General features: G+C 72.2%; 14 protein-coding genes. 7 read left to right on the top strand and 7 right to left on the bottom strand.

Annotation, left to right across the window (positions count from 1 at the left end; translation table 11 throughout):
* Positions 1–69: 69 nt before the first annotated feature.
* Positions 70–1,320 (top strand): DUF2786 domain-containing protein, encoded by a 1,251-nt coding sequence (locus tag K6U06_RS19635; protein WP_262323670.1) that lies wholly within the window; start codon positions 70–72, stop codon positions 1,318–1,320.
* Positions 1,321–1,387: 67 nt separating this feature from the next.
* Here the strand turns inward: K6U06_RS19635 and K6U06_RS19640 are convergent, their stop codons facing one another.
* The 3 genes from K6U06_RS19640 to K6U06_RS19650 all read right to left on the bottom strand — a co-directional run bounded on the left by K6U06_RS19640 (position 1,388) and on the right by K6U06_RS19650 (position 4,096).
* The gene (locus K6U06_RS19640; RefSeq protein WP_262323671.1) at positions 1,388–1,750 is read right to left on the bottom strand and encodes an RNA-binding S4 domain-containing protein; all 363 of its coding nucleotides are present in this window, start codon (positions 1,748–1,750) and stop codon (positions 1,388–1,390) included.
* A gap of 77 nt (positions 1,751–1,827) precedes the next feature.
* Positions 1,828–3,453 (bottom strand): AMP-binding protein, encoded by a 1,626-nt coding sequence (locus K6U06_RS19645; protein WP_262323672.1) that lies wholly within the window; start codon positions 3,451–3,453, stop codon positions 1,828–1,830.
* 10 nt (positions 3,454–3,463) lie between these two features.
* The gene (locus tag K6U06_RS19650) at positions 3,464–4,096 is read right to left on the bottom strand and encodes an ArsR/SmtB family transcription factor (protein ID WP_262323673.1); all 633 of its coding nucleotides are present in this window, start codon (positions 4,094–4,096) and stop codon (positions 3,464–3,466) included.
* Between the two features lie 54 nt (positions 4,097–4,150).
* Here K6U06_RS19650 and K6U06_RS19655 point away from each other — a divergent pair, with 54 nt between their 5' ends.
* Entirely contained in the window at positions 4,151–5,602 is a 1,452-nt protein-coding gene (locus tag K6U06_RS19655) for an MFS transporter (RefSeq protein ID WP_262323674.1), read from the top strand.
* A 40-nt stretch (positions 5,603–5,642) separates the two neighbouring features.
* Here K6U06_RS19655 and K6U06_RS19660 read toward each other — a convergent pair whose 3' ends face one another.
* Together K6U06_RS19660 and K6U06_RS19665 are read right to left on the bottom strand one after the other, a co-directional pair.
* Positions 5,643–6,635, bottom strand: coding sequence for an N-acetylmuramoyl-L-alanine amidase (locus tag K6U06_RS19660; protein WP_262323675.1), 993 nt, complete (start codon positions 6,633–6,635; stop codon positions 5,643–5,645).
* 163 nt (positions 6,636–6,798) lie between these two features.
* Positions 6,799–8,274, bottom strand: a complete 1,476-nt coding sequence (locus K6U06_RS19665; protein WP_262323676.1) for a PQQ-binding-like beta-propeller repeat protein — start codon at positions 8,272–8,274, stop codon at positions 6,799–6,801.
* A 105-nt stretch (positions 8,275–8,379) separates the two neighbouring features.
* On the opposite strand from K6U06_RS19665, the gene K6U06_RS19670 reads away from it, so the two are divergent.
* The 4 genes from K6U06_RS19670 (at position 8,380) to K6U06_RS19685 (ending at position 13,784) form a co-directional block, all read left to right on the top strand.
* A complete protein-coding gene (locus K6U06_RS19670) occupies positions 8,380–11,160 on the top strand; it encodes a DUF4157 domain-containing protein (RefSeq protein WP_262323677.1) in 2,781 nt (926 codons plus the stop codon).
* Positions 11,157–11,684, top strand: a complete 528-nt coding sequence (locus K6U06_RS19675; RefSeq protein WP_262323678.1) for a YbjN domain-containing protein — start codon at positions 11,157–11,159, stop codon at positions 11,682–11,684. The genes K6U06_RS19670 and K6U06_RS19675 overlap by 4 nt, the downstream gene beginning before the upstream one ends.
* 46 nt (positions 11,685–11,730) lie before the next feature.
* Complete coding sequence (locus tag K6U06_RS19680; RefSeq protein ID WP_262323679.1) at positions 11,731–12,375, top strand: NAD(P)/FAD-dependent oxidoreductase; 645 nt, start codon at positions 11,731–11,733, stop codon at positions 12,373–12,375.
* Between the two features lie 92 nt (positions 12,376–12,467).
* Positions 12,468–13,784 (top strand): metallophosphoesterase family protein, encoded by a 1,317-nt coding sequence (locus tag K6U06_RS19685; RefSeq protein ID WP_262323680.1) that lies wholly within the window; start codon positions 12,468–12,470, stop codon positions 13,782–13,784.
* Positions 13,785–13,809: 25 nt separating this feature from the next.
* Here K6U06_RS19685 and K6U06_RS19690 read toward each other — a convergent pair whose 3' ends face one another.
* Positions 13,810–14,457 carry a TetR/AcrR family transcriptional regulator gene (locus K6U06_RS19690; RefSeq protein ID WP_262323681.1) on the bottom strand — a complete coding sequence of 216 codons (648 nt, stop codon included), beginning with the start codon at positions 14,455–14,457 and terminating at the stop codon, positions 13,810–13,812.
* A gap of 112 nt (positions 14,458–14,569) precedes the next feature.
* On the opposite strand from K6U06_RS19690, the gene K6U06_RS19695 reads away from it, so the two are divergent.
* A complete protein-coding gene (locus K6U06_RS19695; RefSeq protein ID WP_262323682.1) occupies positions 14,570–15,595 on the top strand; it encodes an aldo/keto reductase in 1,026 nt (341 codons plus the stop codon).
* A gap of 181 nt (positions 15,596–15,776) precedes the next feature.
* Here K6U06_RS19695 and K6U06_RS19700 read toward each other — a convergent pair whose 3' ends face one another.
* A complete protein-coding gene (locus K6U06_RS19700; protein WP_262323683.1) occupies positions 15,777–16,445 on the bottom strand; it encodes a TetR/AcrR family transcriptional regulator in 669 nt (222 codons plus the stop codon).
* Between the last annotated feature and the right edge of the window lie 23 nt (positions 16,446–16,468).

Below are 16,468 nucleotides of genomic sequence, written 5' to 3' on the forward strand. Positions count from 1 at the left end.
GACCAGATGCCACCGCGATACGGTCACACCCCCCTGCAAGGATGATCACAAGATGACAGAGGAAGCATCATGACCGAGCTGGATGCGCTGGTAGCGCTGGTGGTGGGCGGCGGCCGGTCGGTCGGCGCCGGCGACGGGTTGGCCTTCGACGCCGCTGTCGACCAGCTGGTCATCCACGCCGACCGCAGCGGCCGGCGGGCGGTAGGGGCCGCGGTCGCCAAGGTCTTCGCCACCGTGATCGCGGCTATGTGGGAGGGCGGATGGCAGCCCGGAGAGACAGCCCGGGCGGTGCGCAGGGAGCTCTCCACCCGCCACGGGGAGCTGATCGCCACGGCCATCGCCGCGGAGCCGGCAGCGGCACGCACCGCGGAAGCGCCCGGTCTATGGGTGGCGCAGCTGGACGAGCTCGACGCCCACCGGTGGTGGGGCGATGACGTCGACTGGCTCGGACCGTGGTCGGCGCGCCTCGGCGTCGAGTGGATCGCCGGCCTGCAGGTGGCCATCGAAGCCCTCGGGGTCCTGTTGCGCCTGCCGGCGATGGAGCAGCTGCTCCCTCCCCCATCTGCGTGGGGCAAAGCGGCGTGGCTGCCGGCCAGCGATGCGGGCCACGACGATCCCGTCCTCGCCAAGGTGCGGGCCCTGCTCGCCAAGGCGGAGTCGACGTCTTTCGAAGCGGAAGCCGAGGCCCTGACCGCCAAGGCTCAGGAGCTGATGAGCCGGCACTCCATCGACGACCTCCTAGCCCGGGAGAGGCCGGGCGGTCGGCGGGACCGGCCCGGCGCTCGGCGCATCCCCGTCGACGACCCCTACGCCGACGCCAAGTCCACCCTGCTCTCCACGGTCGCGTCGGCCAACGGGGTGCGCTGTGTGTGGCACCCCGACCTGGCGCTCATGACCGTCGTCGGTTTCGACGCCGATCTCGACGGCATCGACGCATTGTTCACCTCGCTGCTGGTCCAGGCCACCCGGCGGATGGTCGCGGAGCGCCCGGAACCTGACCGGTGGGGACGGTCACAGACCAGGTCGTTCCGCCAGTCGTTCCTGCTGTCCTTCGCGGCCCGCATCGGCGAGCGGCTGGCCGAGGCCGCCGACTACAGCCGCCAGGCCGCCGAGGCGGAGCTGTCGGTGTCGTTGCTGCCGGCGCTGGCCCGCCGCCAAGACGAGGTCGACGAGGCGGTCAGCGACATGTTCCCCCGCCTCAAGCGGCACCGCAGCCGGTCGGCCACCAACCGGGAGGGGTGGGCCGCGGGACGCCAGGCCGCGGACACAGCCCACCTCGACGGCGGCCGAGCCCACCTCGAGCGGGCTTCGGGAGCCTGACCGACAGGGCCGGCCCACGACGGGCCAGTGCGGGGCCGGCGCCAGGCACCACCTGGTGGCGGAAGGGTCAGCGCTGGCGGATCCGGTCCATCTGGCGTCGGTCCCGTTTGGTGGGGCGCCCGCTGTGGGGGTCGCGGTCGAACACCGCGACCGTCGCCTCCCTGGGCGGAGGCGGCGGGCTGTGGTCGATCACGCACTCCGCCGCGGCGGGGGCGCCCACCCGGTTGCCGATGACTCGGGCCACTTCTAGGACCCGGTCCCGGCCGTCGAGGCGGATCGTCACGGTGTCGCCGACCCTGACCGTCGCCGCCGGTTTGGTCACCGCCCGGTTGACCGACACGTGACCGGCCCGGCACGCCTCGGTGGCCAGGGTCCGGGTCTTGAACACCCGCACCGACCACAGCCACCGGTCAACCCTGATCTCATCCACGCCGGGTCACTGGCTCCACGTGACGATCCTGACACGACCGCAGCACCGAAACGGACCCGCGCTGGGCGCCATCTACCTCAGGCGAACTGCTCGCGCAGCACGGTCTTCAGCACCTTCCCGCTGGCGTTGCGGGGCAACGCCTCGACCACCCGCACCACTCCGGGCTTCTTGTAGGAGGCCAGGCGCTCTTTCACCCACTCGATGATCTCCGCCTCGGAAGGCGGATCGGCGGGGTCGATCGGCGCCACGACAGCGAGCGGCGTCTCGACCCAGGTCGGGTGCGGCACGCCGATGACCGCGACCTCCCGGACCTTCGGGTGGCCGTCGATGGCGTTCTCCACCTCCGAGGAGTAGATGTTCTCTCCGCCGGAGATGATCATGTCCTTCTTGCGGTCGACCACGTACACGAAGCCCTCGTCGTCGACGCGCACCAAGTCACCAGAGTGGAACCACCCGCCGCGCATGGCGTCGGCTGTGGCGGTCGGGTTGTTCCAGTAGCCGGCCATGAGGGTCGGCCCCCGGTAGACGATCTCGCCCACCTCTCCGGGTGCGACGTCGCGCATCTCGTCGTCGACGATGCGCACGTCGACGGTGGAGATCGGCTTGCCGACCGACCCGACCTTGCGCATGGCGTCGGCGCCGTCGAGGGCGCAGGTCACCGGGGACATCTCGGTCTGACCGAACACCGCGATGTTGGGCACGCCGGGGAACGACTCGTTCATCGCCTGCAGCGTCGAGGGCAGCGCCGGCGACGCGCCCCAAGACATCGACCGCAGCTTGAGGTTGCGCAGCTTGACGTCGGGCTGCTCGCAGATGGCCTGCCACTGGGTGGGGACGAGGAACGTGCTGGTCACCCCCTCCGCTTCGAGCAGGTCGAGGGTGGCGGCGGGGTCGAAGGCGCCGCCGCCGGCCAACAAGACGGTCTGGCCGAGCAGCATCGCTGGGACCAAGGTCGCCACCCCGGCGATGTGGAACAGCGGCGATCCGAGCATCCCGACGCCGTCGCTGTTCATCATGTTCTGGGTGCGCACCCCGGTGAGGGTCTGCATCAGCAAGTTGAGGTAGGTGAGGACCGCGCCCTTGGGCCGGCCGGTCGTGCCCGAGGTGTACATCAGCAGCGCCGGCTCGGTCGGAGCCCACGCCGCGACGATCTCGGCGGTGAGCGGGGGCGTCGGGGCTGCGGCCGCCACCGCATCGGACCACGACGCGGCGGTCGGACCGCCAGCGCTGGTATCACCGTCGACGACCAGCACCCGTGCGCCGGACGCCCCGTCCCCGGCGACGGCCGCGGCCGCTGTCGGCGCCCGCTCGCCGTCGACCACCACCACCTTGGTGCCGCTGTCGGCGAGGAGGAACGCCACCTCCGGGCCGACCAGGCGGAAGTTGATCGGGACCGCGATCGCGCCCATACGGTTGATGCCCCCGAGGGCGTCGATCCACTCCAACCGGTTGGCCATGAGCAGCGCGACCCGGTCCCCGGGGCCGACGCCGGCCGCGGCCAGCGCGGACGCGGCGCGGTCGATGCGCCGATCCAGCTCGGCGAAGGTGACGGTCCGGCCGCCGGTCCGGATGGCGGCGTGGTCGGCGCGCAGGTGGGCGTGGCGACGCAACATGGTGACCCAGGTAGCGGCGTTGGCCTCGGCCAGCTCCAGGGCGTCACGGTCGGCGTCGGGGCCCCCGCCGGTGTCGGTGTGGCTGCTCATCCGGCGCAAGTTATCGCCGCCGGCGGCGGTGCAGCAGGAGCAGCATCGCGACCGGCTCACCGTCGGGGTCGTCGGCGGCCGACGCGCCGTAGTCGTCGATGACCGCCTGCAGCCTGGCGGTGAGCTCCTCGATCTGCTCCGGGCGCAGCCGCATCGCCAGCCGCGAGGCCTCGATCACCGCGCCGGGACCGGCCTCGTCGACTTCTGCGGCGACCGCTTGGAGCATGGCCCGCTCGACTTGGTCGCGCTGCTCGGAGTCGTCGATGTCGAGCAACCACGACTTCCCCGTCGAGCGGTAGGGCTTCCCGGTGGTACCCCGCGCCGCGGGTCGCCCCTCCTGCTCGGCGAGGAACCCGTTGGCGACGAGGGTCCGCACGTGGTGGAGCGTGGTGCCGGCGTTCATGCCCAGCCGCTGGGCCAGCTCCTTGTTGGTGAGAGCCTCGTCGAGGCACAGCCGGATGATCCTCAGCCGGACGGGGTGCGCCACGGCGCGGGCCTCGGCCAGGGTGGCCTTCTGGCGGGCCCGGGTGTCGGAGGCGGCCGCGGCGGCCTTGGCGACCCTCCCGGCGCCGGCCTTGGTGACCGGCCCGCCAGCCGCGACGTCACGAGCCTTGCGGACTGGCGGGGCCTTCCTGGTGGGCACATCCAGAGAATAACCGGTTGAAATTTCCCAACCGGTTTGGAACACTCAACCACTGTGCCTCGCCGCGTGCCGTCACGGTCGACCCTCTGGCGGCACCGGGACTTCATGATGTTGTGGGGCGGCCAGTCGGTCAGCGAGCTGGGCAGCAAGGTCAGCCTCCTGGCGCTGCCCCTTGTCGCCATCGACAGCCTTCACGCCGGCACCTTCGGCGTGGCGCTGCTGTCCACGTTCCAGACGCTGCCGTTCCTGCTCGTCGGGTTGCCGGCCGGCGCCTGGGCCGATCGCATGCGCCGGCGGCCAGTGATGATCGCGGCCGATGTCGGCCGGGCGCTGGCCCTCGGCTCGGTGCCCGTCGCGTGGGCCTTGTCGGCGTTGAGCCTCGGCCAGCTGTATGCGGTGAGCCTCGCCACCGGCGTTCTGACGGTGTTCTTCGACGTCGACTACCAGTCGTATGTGCCGACGCTGCTGCCGGCGGAGCAGCTGATCGACGCCAACGGCAAGCTGCAGGCCACCGAGTCGGGTGGGGCCATCGCCGGTCCGGCGGTCGGCGGCGCTCTCGTCGGCGTGTTCGGCGCGGCCACTGCGGTCGCCGCGGACGCGGCCAGCTTCGGGGCGTCGGTGCTGTCGCTGCTGGCCATCCGGGCGCAAGAGCAGCGCCCGCGGCGGCGGGTCGGCGGCGACGGGCGGCCGGCCCGGCTGCGCGCCGAGATCGCCGAGGGGTTGCGCTTCGTGTGGCGCGAACCGCGGATCAGGTCGGTGGCGTTCTCGACGGGGACGTCCAACCTTTTCTCCACGGTGTCGGGCGCGGTGCTGGTGCTGTTCATGCGCCGGGAACTGCACCTGAGCGCCGGTCACATCGGCGTCCTGGTCGGGGCGGGCAGTGCCGGCGGCCTGCTCGGCGCGCTGGTGGCAGCCCGGCTCGGGGCTCGGCTCGGTATCGGCCGGGCGATCGTGCTCAGCATCTCGGTTGCCGGGCTGGGCGACCTGCTGCTCCCGCTGGCGACGAGGGGCAACGCCGACGTGGTGATCGTCCTCGGCGAGCTGCTGGTCGGTGCCGGCGCCATCGCCTACAACATCAACCAGGTCAGCGTCCGCCAGGCCCTCTGCCCGCCGCAGCTGCTCGGGCGGATGAACGCGTCGGTGCGGTTCATGGTGTGGGGCACCATGCCCCTCGGGGGCCTGATCGGCGGTGGGTTGGCCAGCACCGTCGGGTTGCGCCCGACCCTGTGGGTGGCTGGCGTCGGGAGCTTCTTGGCGTTCACCTGGGTGACGTTCTCTCCGGTGCGCCACATCGTCACGTTGCCGTCACGCGAGGACTCGGACGTGTTGGTGCCCGGGCCGGACGTCGCTGTCTCGGCTTCCGCTGGGCTCGAGCGGGTGGCCGGCGGTCCAGGGGAGGCTGGCCAAGATGCGGCGGGCCGAGCTGCCGGCGATCGGGGGGCTGCCGGCGATCGGGGGGCTGCCGGCGATCGGGGGGCTGCCGGCGAGGCGCGCCCGGAGTCCTGACGGCGCCCGCCACCAGCCACTAGCCACGGCGCCCGGCTGTTCACCCCCCGGTCAGGAACGCCACCAGCCCGGCGGTGATCGCCGCCGCGGCCTGCTGCTGCCACGCCGGCGAGACGACCAGCGCCGCGTCGGCGGCGTTGCGCATGTTGGCGCACTCGATGAACACCTTCGGCACGGTGGAGAGGTTGGTGCCGCCGAGGTCGCCGCGGGCCTGGATGCCGTCGACCCCGTCGTAGGAGCTGACCGGTTCGCCGGTCCCCGCCAAAAACGAGTTCCGCAGGTCGTCGCCGAGCGTTCGGGACGCGCCGATGATGGCGTCGTTGGGGCCGTCCGCCACCGGCTCGAGGATCGCGAACCCCCTCCCGCCGGCCGGGCCCCCATCGGCGTGGATCGACACCGCGGCGTCGGCGTGCGCGGTGTTGGCGATCGCCGCCCGCTGGGTTACGCACGGGCCGACGCCGGTGTTGGAGGTCCGGGTGAGGACGACGGTGGCGCCCTGGGCGCGGAGGTCGGCGGCGACGCCTTGGGCGACCAGCCAGTTGAACGTGGCCTCGGTGTAACCGCCGTCGGTTTCGGTGCCGGTCGTGTCGCACGCCTCGCTGGACCGGCCGTTGAAGATCGGGGCGTTGATCACCGACGGCGCTGCGAAGTTGCCGCCGTTGTGGCCTGGGTCGACGGCTACCACCTTCCCCTGCAGCGCGCCGCCGGCGGTCGGGCCGAAGGTGCCCGGTCCCCCGTCCGGCGCGGGGGCGACAGCCGGGGATGGCGGGGCGTAGGGCGGCGTGGTCGTCGTGGGGGCGGCCGGCGGGGCGGGGACCGTCGGCGCCGAGGTGGGCGGCGGCAGCGAGGCGGCCGGGGATGTCGACGGGGCCGGCGATGGCGGCGTGGTGGCCTTCTCGGTGGGGGCCGTCGCGTCGCGGGCCGGTGCGGTGGCGCCGCACGCCCCGGCCGCCACGACCAGCCCGGCGACGACCGCCGCCGCGGCGAGCAGCGACGGCGGGCGGCCGCCCCCGCTGGTCATTGCGGTCGACACGCCGCCAGGACATGAGGGCGCTGCGATCTGGCCATGCTGGCAGCCCGACCGCGCCTGTGGCCAGCCGCCAGCGCCCGGGGATCTGGGCCGGCGGCGGGAACGGCACCGGCGCAGCGGGTCTCGCGCAGCCGGGCGGGAAGTGGAGAAAAGGGCCCGTCCCGCTTCATCCGCCGGCGGGCAGGTGAACGCCTGACGGCCCGGCCAGGGCGGTGACCCCGTCGACGGTCGGCACCAGCAGCAGCCCGTAAGCGCTGGTCGGGGACACGAACGGCGCCACCGGGCCGACATCCACCGACTGCACCTGCGTTCCCGCCGACGCCGCGTACTCGTGGAGGGAGCCCGACGGGTAGCGCAACGCCCAAACGTCGGCGCCGGTGACGATCGGGGCGCCGTTGGCGCCGGGCAGCCGCCCAGCCACGACGCGGCGGGTCAGGTCGACGACCTGTATGCCGCCGGCCCGGCAGGGGACGAACAGCCGGTTGGTGCTCCGGTCGTAGGCCGGGCCGCCGTCGGGGTCGCTGCCGCAGATCCCCGGGATGGCAGCCACCTGGGTCATGTCGCTTTGGCGCAGCACGTAGCCGATGTCGGTCTTGCCGGCCGCGAACAGCTGACCGCCCGGCAGCAGCACCGGGTTCGCGGTGGAGAGATCCTCGTCGCCGCCCGCCGCCATGTCCTTGAACGCCGCCAGCGGCTGCAGCGTGGGGCTGAGCTTGATCACGCTCTCGGTGTAGAGCTCCGGGTCGGGTCCGCCTTCGGGCGGGTCCGGCGTTGCGTTGCCGGTGGCGATGTAAACGTTCCCTGACCCGTCGACCGCCGGCGCTCCGCCCGACTGCCAGACCGCGCCGCCCCGGCCGTTCGCCGCCACCTCGAAGGACCGCATGTCGGGGGCCCCGATCTCGTTGACCGCCACCACCCACCCGTGGTAGTCGCCGCAGTCGCCGTAGTTGCCGCCGTAGGCGATGTAGACCCGGCCGTTGGCCAGCGCCAGCCCGGCCCGCTGCAGGAGGGGGGCCTGGCTCTCGCCGGCGGGTACGGGCGGGTCGACGGTGTCGGACACCTCGACCGCGCCGGTCGTCACGTCCAAGCCGACCAGCCGGCGCGACACCCGGTCGCCGGGACCGGTCACCTCCCCGACCGCGTAGATGGTTCCCGTCGCCGGATCGATGACCGGCGTGCTGGTCACGCCGAGCGGGCTGATGTCTCCGCACCCGATCACCGGCGAGGCGTCGCGGAGCGGCGTCCCGAGCGACGTCGACCAGACGACCGCGCCCGTCGCGGGGTCGAGGGCCACGACCCGGTCGGTCTCGGTGGCCGCGAAGACCCGCCCTGCGAAGGCGAGCGCCTGGCCGTACACCTTGCCGCCGAGCTCGGCGCGCCACAGGGGGCGGGCCGGGTCGAGGGGGGCGCTCGCCGCGGCCGCTGCCGTTCGCGACTGGTCGGCGTGGTAGGAGGTCCAGTCCCCGCCGGCGCCCGGCGTCGAGCCGGCGGGGGCGGCGGTCGGCGCCGCTGCCTTCGGCGCGGTGGTCGGCGCGGTGACGGGCGGAGGGGTGGCGGCGGAGGACCCGCACGCCGCGGCGAGAGCCGCCGCGGTAAGAGCCGCCGCGGCGGCGAGCGCCGGCCGCCGGGAAGATCGAGTCATCCCGGCGATCTTCGCATCGAGGCGGGGATACGGGACAAACACCGCAGCCGGTCTCCGCCCGCCCAGGGAGGCGTATAGTCCCGGGCAACATCCGAGGAGGGGCCGGTGGGCAAGGTACGCCAAGTGCAAGTGGCCCCCGAACGGATCGATCAGCGCGACCCCGAAAGCGACGTGGCCGGTCTGCCGGCCGCCGGCGCCGGCGCCGGCATCGAGTCGTTGCAGCACACGGCCGGCAACCGGGCGGTCACCGATCTTTTGCGGGTGGGGCAGGCCCGCCTGCGGGTCGGCGCGGCGGACGACCCCTACGAACACGAAGCCGACGCCGTCGCCCGCCGGGTGGTCCAGGCGCTGCGGTCCGCGGCACCGGCCACCGTCGGGCCCGAGACCGACGATCCCGGGGCGCCCGGCGCGGGGCAGGCGCCGCTACGGCGTCTGATGCGCCGCGCCCCGATCGGCGCCGACGGCGGCGACCTGGATCCGGGCACCGAAGCGGCGTTGTCCTCCGCCCGGGGCGGGGGGCAGCCCCTGCCGGCCGCGGTGCGCGCCTCGATGGAGGGCGCGTTCGGCGGAGCCGACTTCGGGAACGTCCGCCTTCACAGCGGGCCGGGAGCGGCGGCGCTCAACCGGGCCGTCTCCGCGGAGGCGTTCACCGTCGGATCCGACATCTTCTTCTCCGGCGCGGTGCCCGACGCCGCCAACCCGGCCGGCCAGGAGCTGCTCGCCCACGAGCTGACCCACACCGTGCAGCAGGGCGCCTCTCCCACGGTGCAGCGGTGGTCGCCGTTCAAGAAGAAGGACAAGCCGGCCGTCCCCTCGATCACCCCCGAGCAGGCCCAGGAGCTGATCAACAAGATCCAGGCGTCGCCAGAGATGACCCAGGCCGACCGGCTGCGCGACCAGGGCAAGGAAGACCAGGCTCTCGACGCCGTCGAGACGTACTGGGACAAGGGCAAGGTCACCCTCGGGGACGGCACCGAGATCGTCCTCAAGGACTTCAAGCCGCTGCTGTTCACGCCAGCGGAGCGGCGCATGGTCAAGGTCAAGAAGTGGCGGTTGGCCTCCGCGGTGCGGGGCCTGTTCGACGAGAGCGTGCGAAAGGGCCAGACCGCCATCCCCGTCGTCGCCGGAGCCCCGTCGCAGGCGGCCAAGGAAGCGCTCGCCCCCCACCAGAAGGCCAAGGGCCCGACCGACGGGGGCGGCGTCGCCGCCGGGTTCGGCGGCGTCGGCACGACCAGCTCGCTCGCCGGGCTGGGCTCGAAGGTAGGCCAGCACTTCGCTGACCCGTCCAACCCCAACGCCAAGAACATGTCGCTGGCCGCCAAGGAGCTCGACACCAGCTACATGCAGAAGGGGGACCCGCTCAACACCGCGCCGAGCATGCAGTCGAAGTCGGACTGGGCCAACGGCACCCTGAGCGTGATCACCGACAGCTTCAGCTTCCTTTCGCAGGTGGTGGTGATCATCAAGCAGATCACCGACGACAAGAGCTCCAAGGCCGACGTCGCGGAGAGCACCGCGGGTGCTCTCGCCACTCTGACCAACACCGCCAGCGACATCCTGCAGGTGATCGAGAAGGCGCAGGGGTCGGAGCTGACGACCAACATGTTCCACTGGGTGCCGGGACTGAGCATCTTCTCCAACGCGTTCATGGCCATGAAGTCGGCGATCTCGCTGGTCCCCAAGGCCGTCGGGCTCCACGGGATCCGGACCCACGGCAACAAGGTCACCGAGAAGGAACGCGAGGACCTCAAGCTGGCGGTCGAGCGGCTCTGGGTTCGCTCCTCCCAGCAGGTGGAGGCCGACTCGTTCGCCACCGCCAAGTCCCTGACCAACGCCGGGCTGGCGATCGCCGAGGTGGCCAGCGGCGGCGGGTTCGGCATCCCCCGCCTGGCTTCGGCCGTCGTGACGGGCGCCGGTGTGGTCCACACCCTGGGCCACACCATCGCCGACAGCCTGCGGGCCGCGGCGACCAAGACCGCCCGGATCCGCTACTTCGGGGCGCACGAGGCCGGCTCGGCCGAGAAGCTGATCCGCACCGACCCGCAGGCGGCCGCCGAGGCGATCATGACCCGGGCCATGGAAGGCGACCCTCAGGCCATCGGCGTGCTGAGAGGCTTCGACATCAAGCTTCCGCTGATCACCGCCACTCAACAGCCCGGCACGTCGCGCACCGTCGTCAAGCCGGCGGTCCCGGTGCGGGCCAAGGGCCGGGGCGGGGCCAACGATCCTGGCAACGCGGGGCGCGCCGCCCAAGTCGAGGACACCCTCGACTACGACCACGCGGCCACCACCGACTTCGACCAGGCCATGGTCAAGCTGATGAGCTTCCTGGCGGAGAGCACCAACCCGAAGACCATCGGCGACAAGATCAAAGACACCTTCAAGAAGCTGAAGGACACGCCGGGCGACATCCGGGCCCGATACCGGGACGCCAAGCGGATCGCCCAGGCCCGCAACGAGGCCAACTACAAAAACAAGGGCAAGGACCGCGGCACCACGTGGGCGGTCACCACCGCGCTGTTCGGCTCCGACAGCGACGTCGCCAAGCTGGCGGAGAACACCGAGCGGGATCTGCGGGCCACCCACATGGACCAGCCCACCAAGACCAAGCTTTTGGAGCTGCTCACGCCCGAGGCGATCAGGGACGCCGACAAGCAGCGCTCCAAGCTCGACGCCACCCGCGCCTACATGGACATCTCCGCTCCCCTCGACAAGGCCGCCAAGGCGCAGGCCGAGAAGCTCTCGGTCGGCAAGCTGAGCGAGGTCGTCCACCAGGGCAAGAAGGCATCCGGGCTGAACGACCGCCAGTGGGAGGCGTACCTGGCGGTGTTCACCACCAGGCTCAACGAGAAGGCGGCGACGGCGGTCGCGCCGCCGTCGTCGTGACCGCGCCGAGCCGACCGGAGGCCCTCGACCCCGGCCGGGTGCTCTACGACACCCTCGTCGGGTTCCTCCGCGACGACGGGTGGCCGGTGAGCGTCGAGGACGACGCCGAGCGGGCGGTGGCGGTGACCGTGGAGGGCGGCTCCGGGCGGTGGGTGTGCGTCGCTCAGTTCGCCGAGGACCGTCCGGTGCTGCTGTTCTCCTCGGTGATCCCCGCGTTCGTGCCCGCCGCGCTGCGGGCGCCTGTCGGCGAGTACCTGAACCGGGCCAACCAGGGGATGCTGTCGGGCGGCTTCCAGTTCGACCTCGACGAGGGCGAGGTTCGCTTCGTCACCGCCTTGGACCTCGGCGACGTCGACCCGGCGCCGTTGGCCGAGAGCGGGGCGCTGCGAGGCCTCATCCGCCAGCTGGTCTACGTCAACGTGGCCACCGTCGACCGGTACCTCTCCGGGTTGATGGCGGTGATCCACGCCGGGGCCGACCCGGCCGCCGCGGTCGCGGCGGCCGAGGCCGACCAGGGCACGTGACGCCCCGAGCCGGCGGTCCCCGGGTCGGTTACGCCACTAGCGGTACGTGACACCGGCGGAGTACGTGGTCGCCCTGGCTGACCACGTGCGCGGCGCGGGCGGGAAGATCACCGATCGCACGGAGGTCGAGGCGGTCGAGCGGCACGGCACCGGGCTGAAGGTGCACTGCGCGGGCCGTACCCTCGGAGCCGACGCGGTGGTCCTGGCCAGCGGCGCTCTTCTCTCCGACCTGGCCCGCCCGCACGGGGTGCGGCTCCCGGTGCACGCCGGGCGCGGCTACAGCTTCACCGTCGACTGCGACGAGCCGCTACAACGCCCGCTCTACCTGCCGAGCGCCCGGGTGGCGATCACGCCCACCGCGGCCGGCGCCCGGGTCACTGGGATCATGGAGTTCGCAGGCGCCGACGATCCGCCGGTCGCGGCCCGGTTCGCGACGATCGAGCGCGGCGCGCGGCCCATGCTGCGGGGCATCGACTGGGCCAGCCGGGCCAACGACTGGGTGGGGTCTCGGCCGCTCACCGCCGACGGGATCCCGCTCGTGGGCGCGTCCCGGACCAAGGATGTCTACGTCGCGGGAGGGCACGGGATGTGGGGGGTGACGCTCGGACCGCTCACCGGTCAGCTCCTCGCCGAGCAGATCGTCACCGGGGTGATGCCTCCCGAGCTGCGGGCCCTCGACCCAACGAGGTGAATCGGCGGCCGTCGCCATGATGTCGGGAAGGGTTCACCGGCCCCTCACCGCCCGGCCAGCCCGCCGCCATGCGCAGGTTTTATGGTCCGCGCATGGCGAAGCGACTGACCAAGAAGCGGGTGATGACCGGCGTGGCGGTGACCTCGGTGTCGCTGGCCACCCTGGTGCCGGCGATGAGCGCCAGCGCCCACTACGGCCGCGACACCGCCGACAATGCGTGGCCCTACGCCGCCGCGCCCGGTTCGCCGGTGCTGGCCGCGGTGGGCGACATCTCCTGCCAGCCCGACGCCAACAGCGCCGGGCAGCCCGGCGAGGCGGCCAAGCCGGGCGACACCTGCACCCAGGCCAACCAGGCCGACGCGATGCTGCGCAACCAGGCGCAGGCGGCCACCGCCGACCAGGTGGAGTCGATGAAACCCGACTTGGTGGCCATCCTCGGCGACGAGCAATACCAGGTCGGCACCCTCGCCGACTTCGAGGGCTCCTACGACCAGACCTACGGCGCCTTCAAGTTCCTGCAGCGACCGTCGCCGGGCAACCACGAGTTCTACAGCACCCACGGCCAGAACGGCGAGGACGGCATCGGGTACTTCGACTACTTCAACGGCTACCAGCTCGACCCCGCCACCGGGCAGCCGAAGACCGAACTGGTGCCGCTGTCCACCTCCAGCGCTCCCCGCTACGAGCCGGTGCCCCGCCCCTCCGGCCAGGCCGGCCAGTCGGGCCAGGGCTGGTACTCCTACGACCTGGGCAGCTGGCACATCATCTCGCTCAACGCCGAGTGCTCGATCGGGGACAACGCAGCCACGACCAGCTGCGCCCACCCGCCGGCGTGGTACCAGCAAGAGACGCAGTGGCTGGCGCAGGACCTCTCCACCGACCACGCGTCGTGCACCCTTGCCTACTGGCATCAGCCGACCTTCAGCGCCTCGAACGCCCCGGCGTCGGCGACCGTCCCCGGACCCGGTAGCGGCGAGGGGACCGCGGCCGACGCCTGGTGGCAGCTGCTGTCGGCCCACGGCGCGGACCTGGTGCTCAACGGCCACGAGCACCTCTACGCGCGCTTCGCGCCGATGAACGCCGCCGGCCACGCCGACAAGCACGGCATCCGCGAGTTCATCGTCGGCACCGGCGGCGAGGGCCTCGACCCGCTGCACACGACGGCGTCGGGGCAGGTGGCGGTGCCCAACTTGCAGTCCGCCCAGGGCTCCGGCGACGCCTTCCAGAACGGGACCACGACGAGCGGCTATCCGGGGGCGTTCGGGGCGATGAAGCTGACCCTCGGCCGCGACGGCTACAGCTGGGACTACGCGTCGGCCCCGGCCCCGACGGTCAACGGCGCCCCGGCGTGGGCCAGCTTCTCCGACACCGGCTCGGCCTCCTGCCACGGACCGGCCCATGGCGGCTGATACCGGCAGTGGGCGCCGGCGAGGATCAGCCGGGCCGGATCGGTCCCCCGCGTTGCCGCGACGCGCGCCTGTCGGGCGGCCCGCTGACCGTCCGGGGCGGAGGCGGGCTCAGGGCCTGTAGCTCAGGCTTGTAGCGCAGGCCGTCGAGCAGGAGGGCGACCATCCGCTGGGCCCGGGTCTGGTCCTGCGAGCCGGGCGGGGGGATCGAGAGGTTGGCGACCGCGCCGAGCAGGTCGAGGGCGTCCACGTCGCCTCTCACCGCTCCGGCTGCGTGGGCGGCCTCGAGGAGCGATCGAAGCGCCGGCTCGAGGTGCTCGCTGAAGTAGGCCGGAAGGGCGGCGAACGCGGGGTCACCGGAGTGCAGCGCAGCCGCCAACCCCTGCTTGGTGGCGACGAACTCGGTGTAGCGCCGGAGCCACAGCTCGAGGGCGCCGTCGGGGTCGTGGGCGGCGGCCAGTAGCGGGGCCGCGGCCGCGCACTCGTCGATCTCCCGCCGGAACACCGCGGCAATCAGGTCGGCGCGGGTCGGGAAGTGCCGGTAGAGGGTGGCGGTGCCGACCCCGGCGCGCGCCGCCACCGCCCGGACGTTGACGTCGACCCCATGCTCCGCGAACACCTCCTTGGCCGCGCCCAGGAGGGCGTCGATGTTGCGCTGCGCATCGCTGCGGGGCACGGGCCCATCCTTGCTAAGTGGGACACTGTCCCGTATAGTCGGCTGTAACGGGACAACGTCCCATTTCCCCACATCTTAGAACCACCGACCTCGCGTCGAGAGGAGACCCGACATGCAGTACCGCACCCTCGGACGGACCGGTATCAAGGTCAGCCCCTACGCCCTCGGCGCCATGATGTTCGGTGCGGTCGGCAACCCGGACCACGATGACTCCGTCCGCATCATCCACCGTGCGCTCGACGCCGGAATCAACTTCATCGACACCGCCGACATGTACTCCTACGGCGAGTCGGAGGAGATCGTGGGCAAGGCGATAGCAGGCCGGCGCGACAGTCTCGTGGTCGCCACCAAGCTCAACCTGCCGATGGGCGACGACCCCAACCAGCAGGGCAACTCCCGCCGATGGATCATGACCGAGGTGGAAAACTCGTTGCGCCGGTTGCAGACCGACTACATCGACCTCTATCAGATCCACCGGCCCGATCCGAGCACCGACATCGAAGAGACCCTCTCGGCCCTGTCAGACCTGATCCACAGTGGCAAGGTGCGGGCGATCGGCTCGTCCGCCATGCCCGCCTCCGACATGGTCGAGGCCCAGTGGGTCTCGGAGCGGCGCGGCCTCGAGCGGTTCCGCGCCGAGCAGCCGGCCTACTCCATCCTCAGCCGGGGCATCGAGACCGAGGTGCTCCCCGTCGCCCAGCGCTACGGCATGGGCGTGCTGGTCTGGAGCCCCCTGGCCATGGGACTGCTCACCGGCCGGGTCCGCCGCGACCAGGCCACCGACCTGCGCCGCAGCAGCATGTTCACCCACATGCGCGACCCGCGCCGCCTCGACGCCGTCGAGGAGCTCATCCCCCTCGCCGAGCAAGCCGGCATCAAGCTCACCCACATGGCGATGGCCTTCGCCATCAGCCACCCCGGCGTCACCTCCGCCATCATCGGGCCGCGCACCATGGACCACCTCGAGGACCTGCTAGCCGGCGCGGAGACCGTCCTGACCGACGACGTCCTCGATCGGATCGACGCCATCGTCCCGCCGGGCACCGACCTCGGGCGCCTCGACATGGCCTACAACCCTCCCGCCATCCTCGACCCCCGCCAGCGCCGGCGCCCCGTCGAGGAGCGCCGCGCCGCGTAAGCGCCGCCGACCCGCCGGCGGTCACGCCAGGCAGGTGAGGGGCTTGCCGCCGTTGTAGGCGACCATGTCGGCGAGGGCCGGCGCGACGTCGATCGTGCCCCCCGGCTCGACGCCGTCGAGCTGCACGACGCGACGGTGCCGGGGAGGGAAGTCGGTGCCAATCAGGCCGTGAAGGCGCCGCTCATCGCTCCGAGCCGAGCAGGGGCACCAGGGCGATCCTGGCCACCTCCTTCATCACCTCGTCGTCGTCCACGTCGAGCAAGCGGCTCGGGGTGACGAGGTACGAGGTGGTTAGCCGCACCATCACCTCGGCAACGAGCTCGGTGTCCACTGCAGGGGGGATGGTTCCGGCTTCCGTCTCCTTGCGCAGCTGGGCGGCGATGAACCGCCGGACCACCTCGGTTGTGAGGCCCCCGTCGCCGACCACCGAGGCCAGGAAGACGCCGGAGTCCTGGTCCATCAGGCCCCGGATCAACGGGTTGGTCCGGAAGACTCGCAGCGAGGTGGCGAACCCGACGGCGACTCGCTCGCCGACGGTCTCGCAGCGGGCGATCTCCTGACGGAACCGCCGGAGGTAGCGGCGGAACTCCAGCCGGACGACATGTTGGATCAGTACGTCCTTGGTGGCGAAGCGACGGTAGACGGTGATGCGCGACACCCCGGCGGCGCGCGCAACGTCTTCCATCGTCATCCGCTGGGGACCGAGCCGGCACAGCAGGTCGTGGGCGGACTCGAGGAGGCGGGCGCGGATCGCGTCCCTGTCGTCGAGATCCTCGCCGGCGGCGTCGAAGGCCGACGCCAGCAGGGAGGAGGAAGAAGATGGATCGGGCGGGAAGCCTCCGAGCGCCACGACAGAGGATACCGGTATGCCCC

Origin of the sequence: Acidiferrimicrobium sp. IK (assembly GCF_025499425.1) — a bacterium.
GTDB lineage: Bacteria > Actinomycetota > Acidimicrobiia > Acidimicrobiales > Palsa-688 > Acidiferrimicrobium.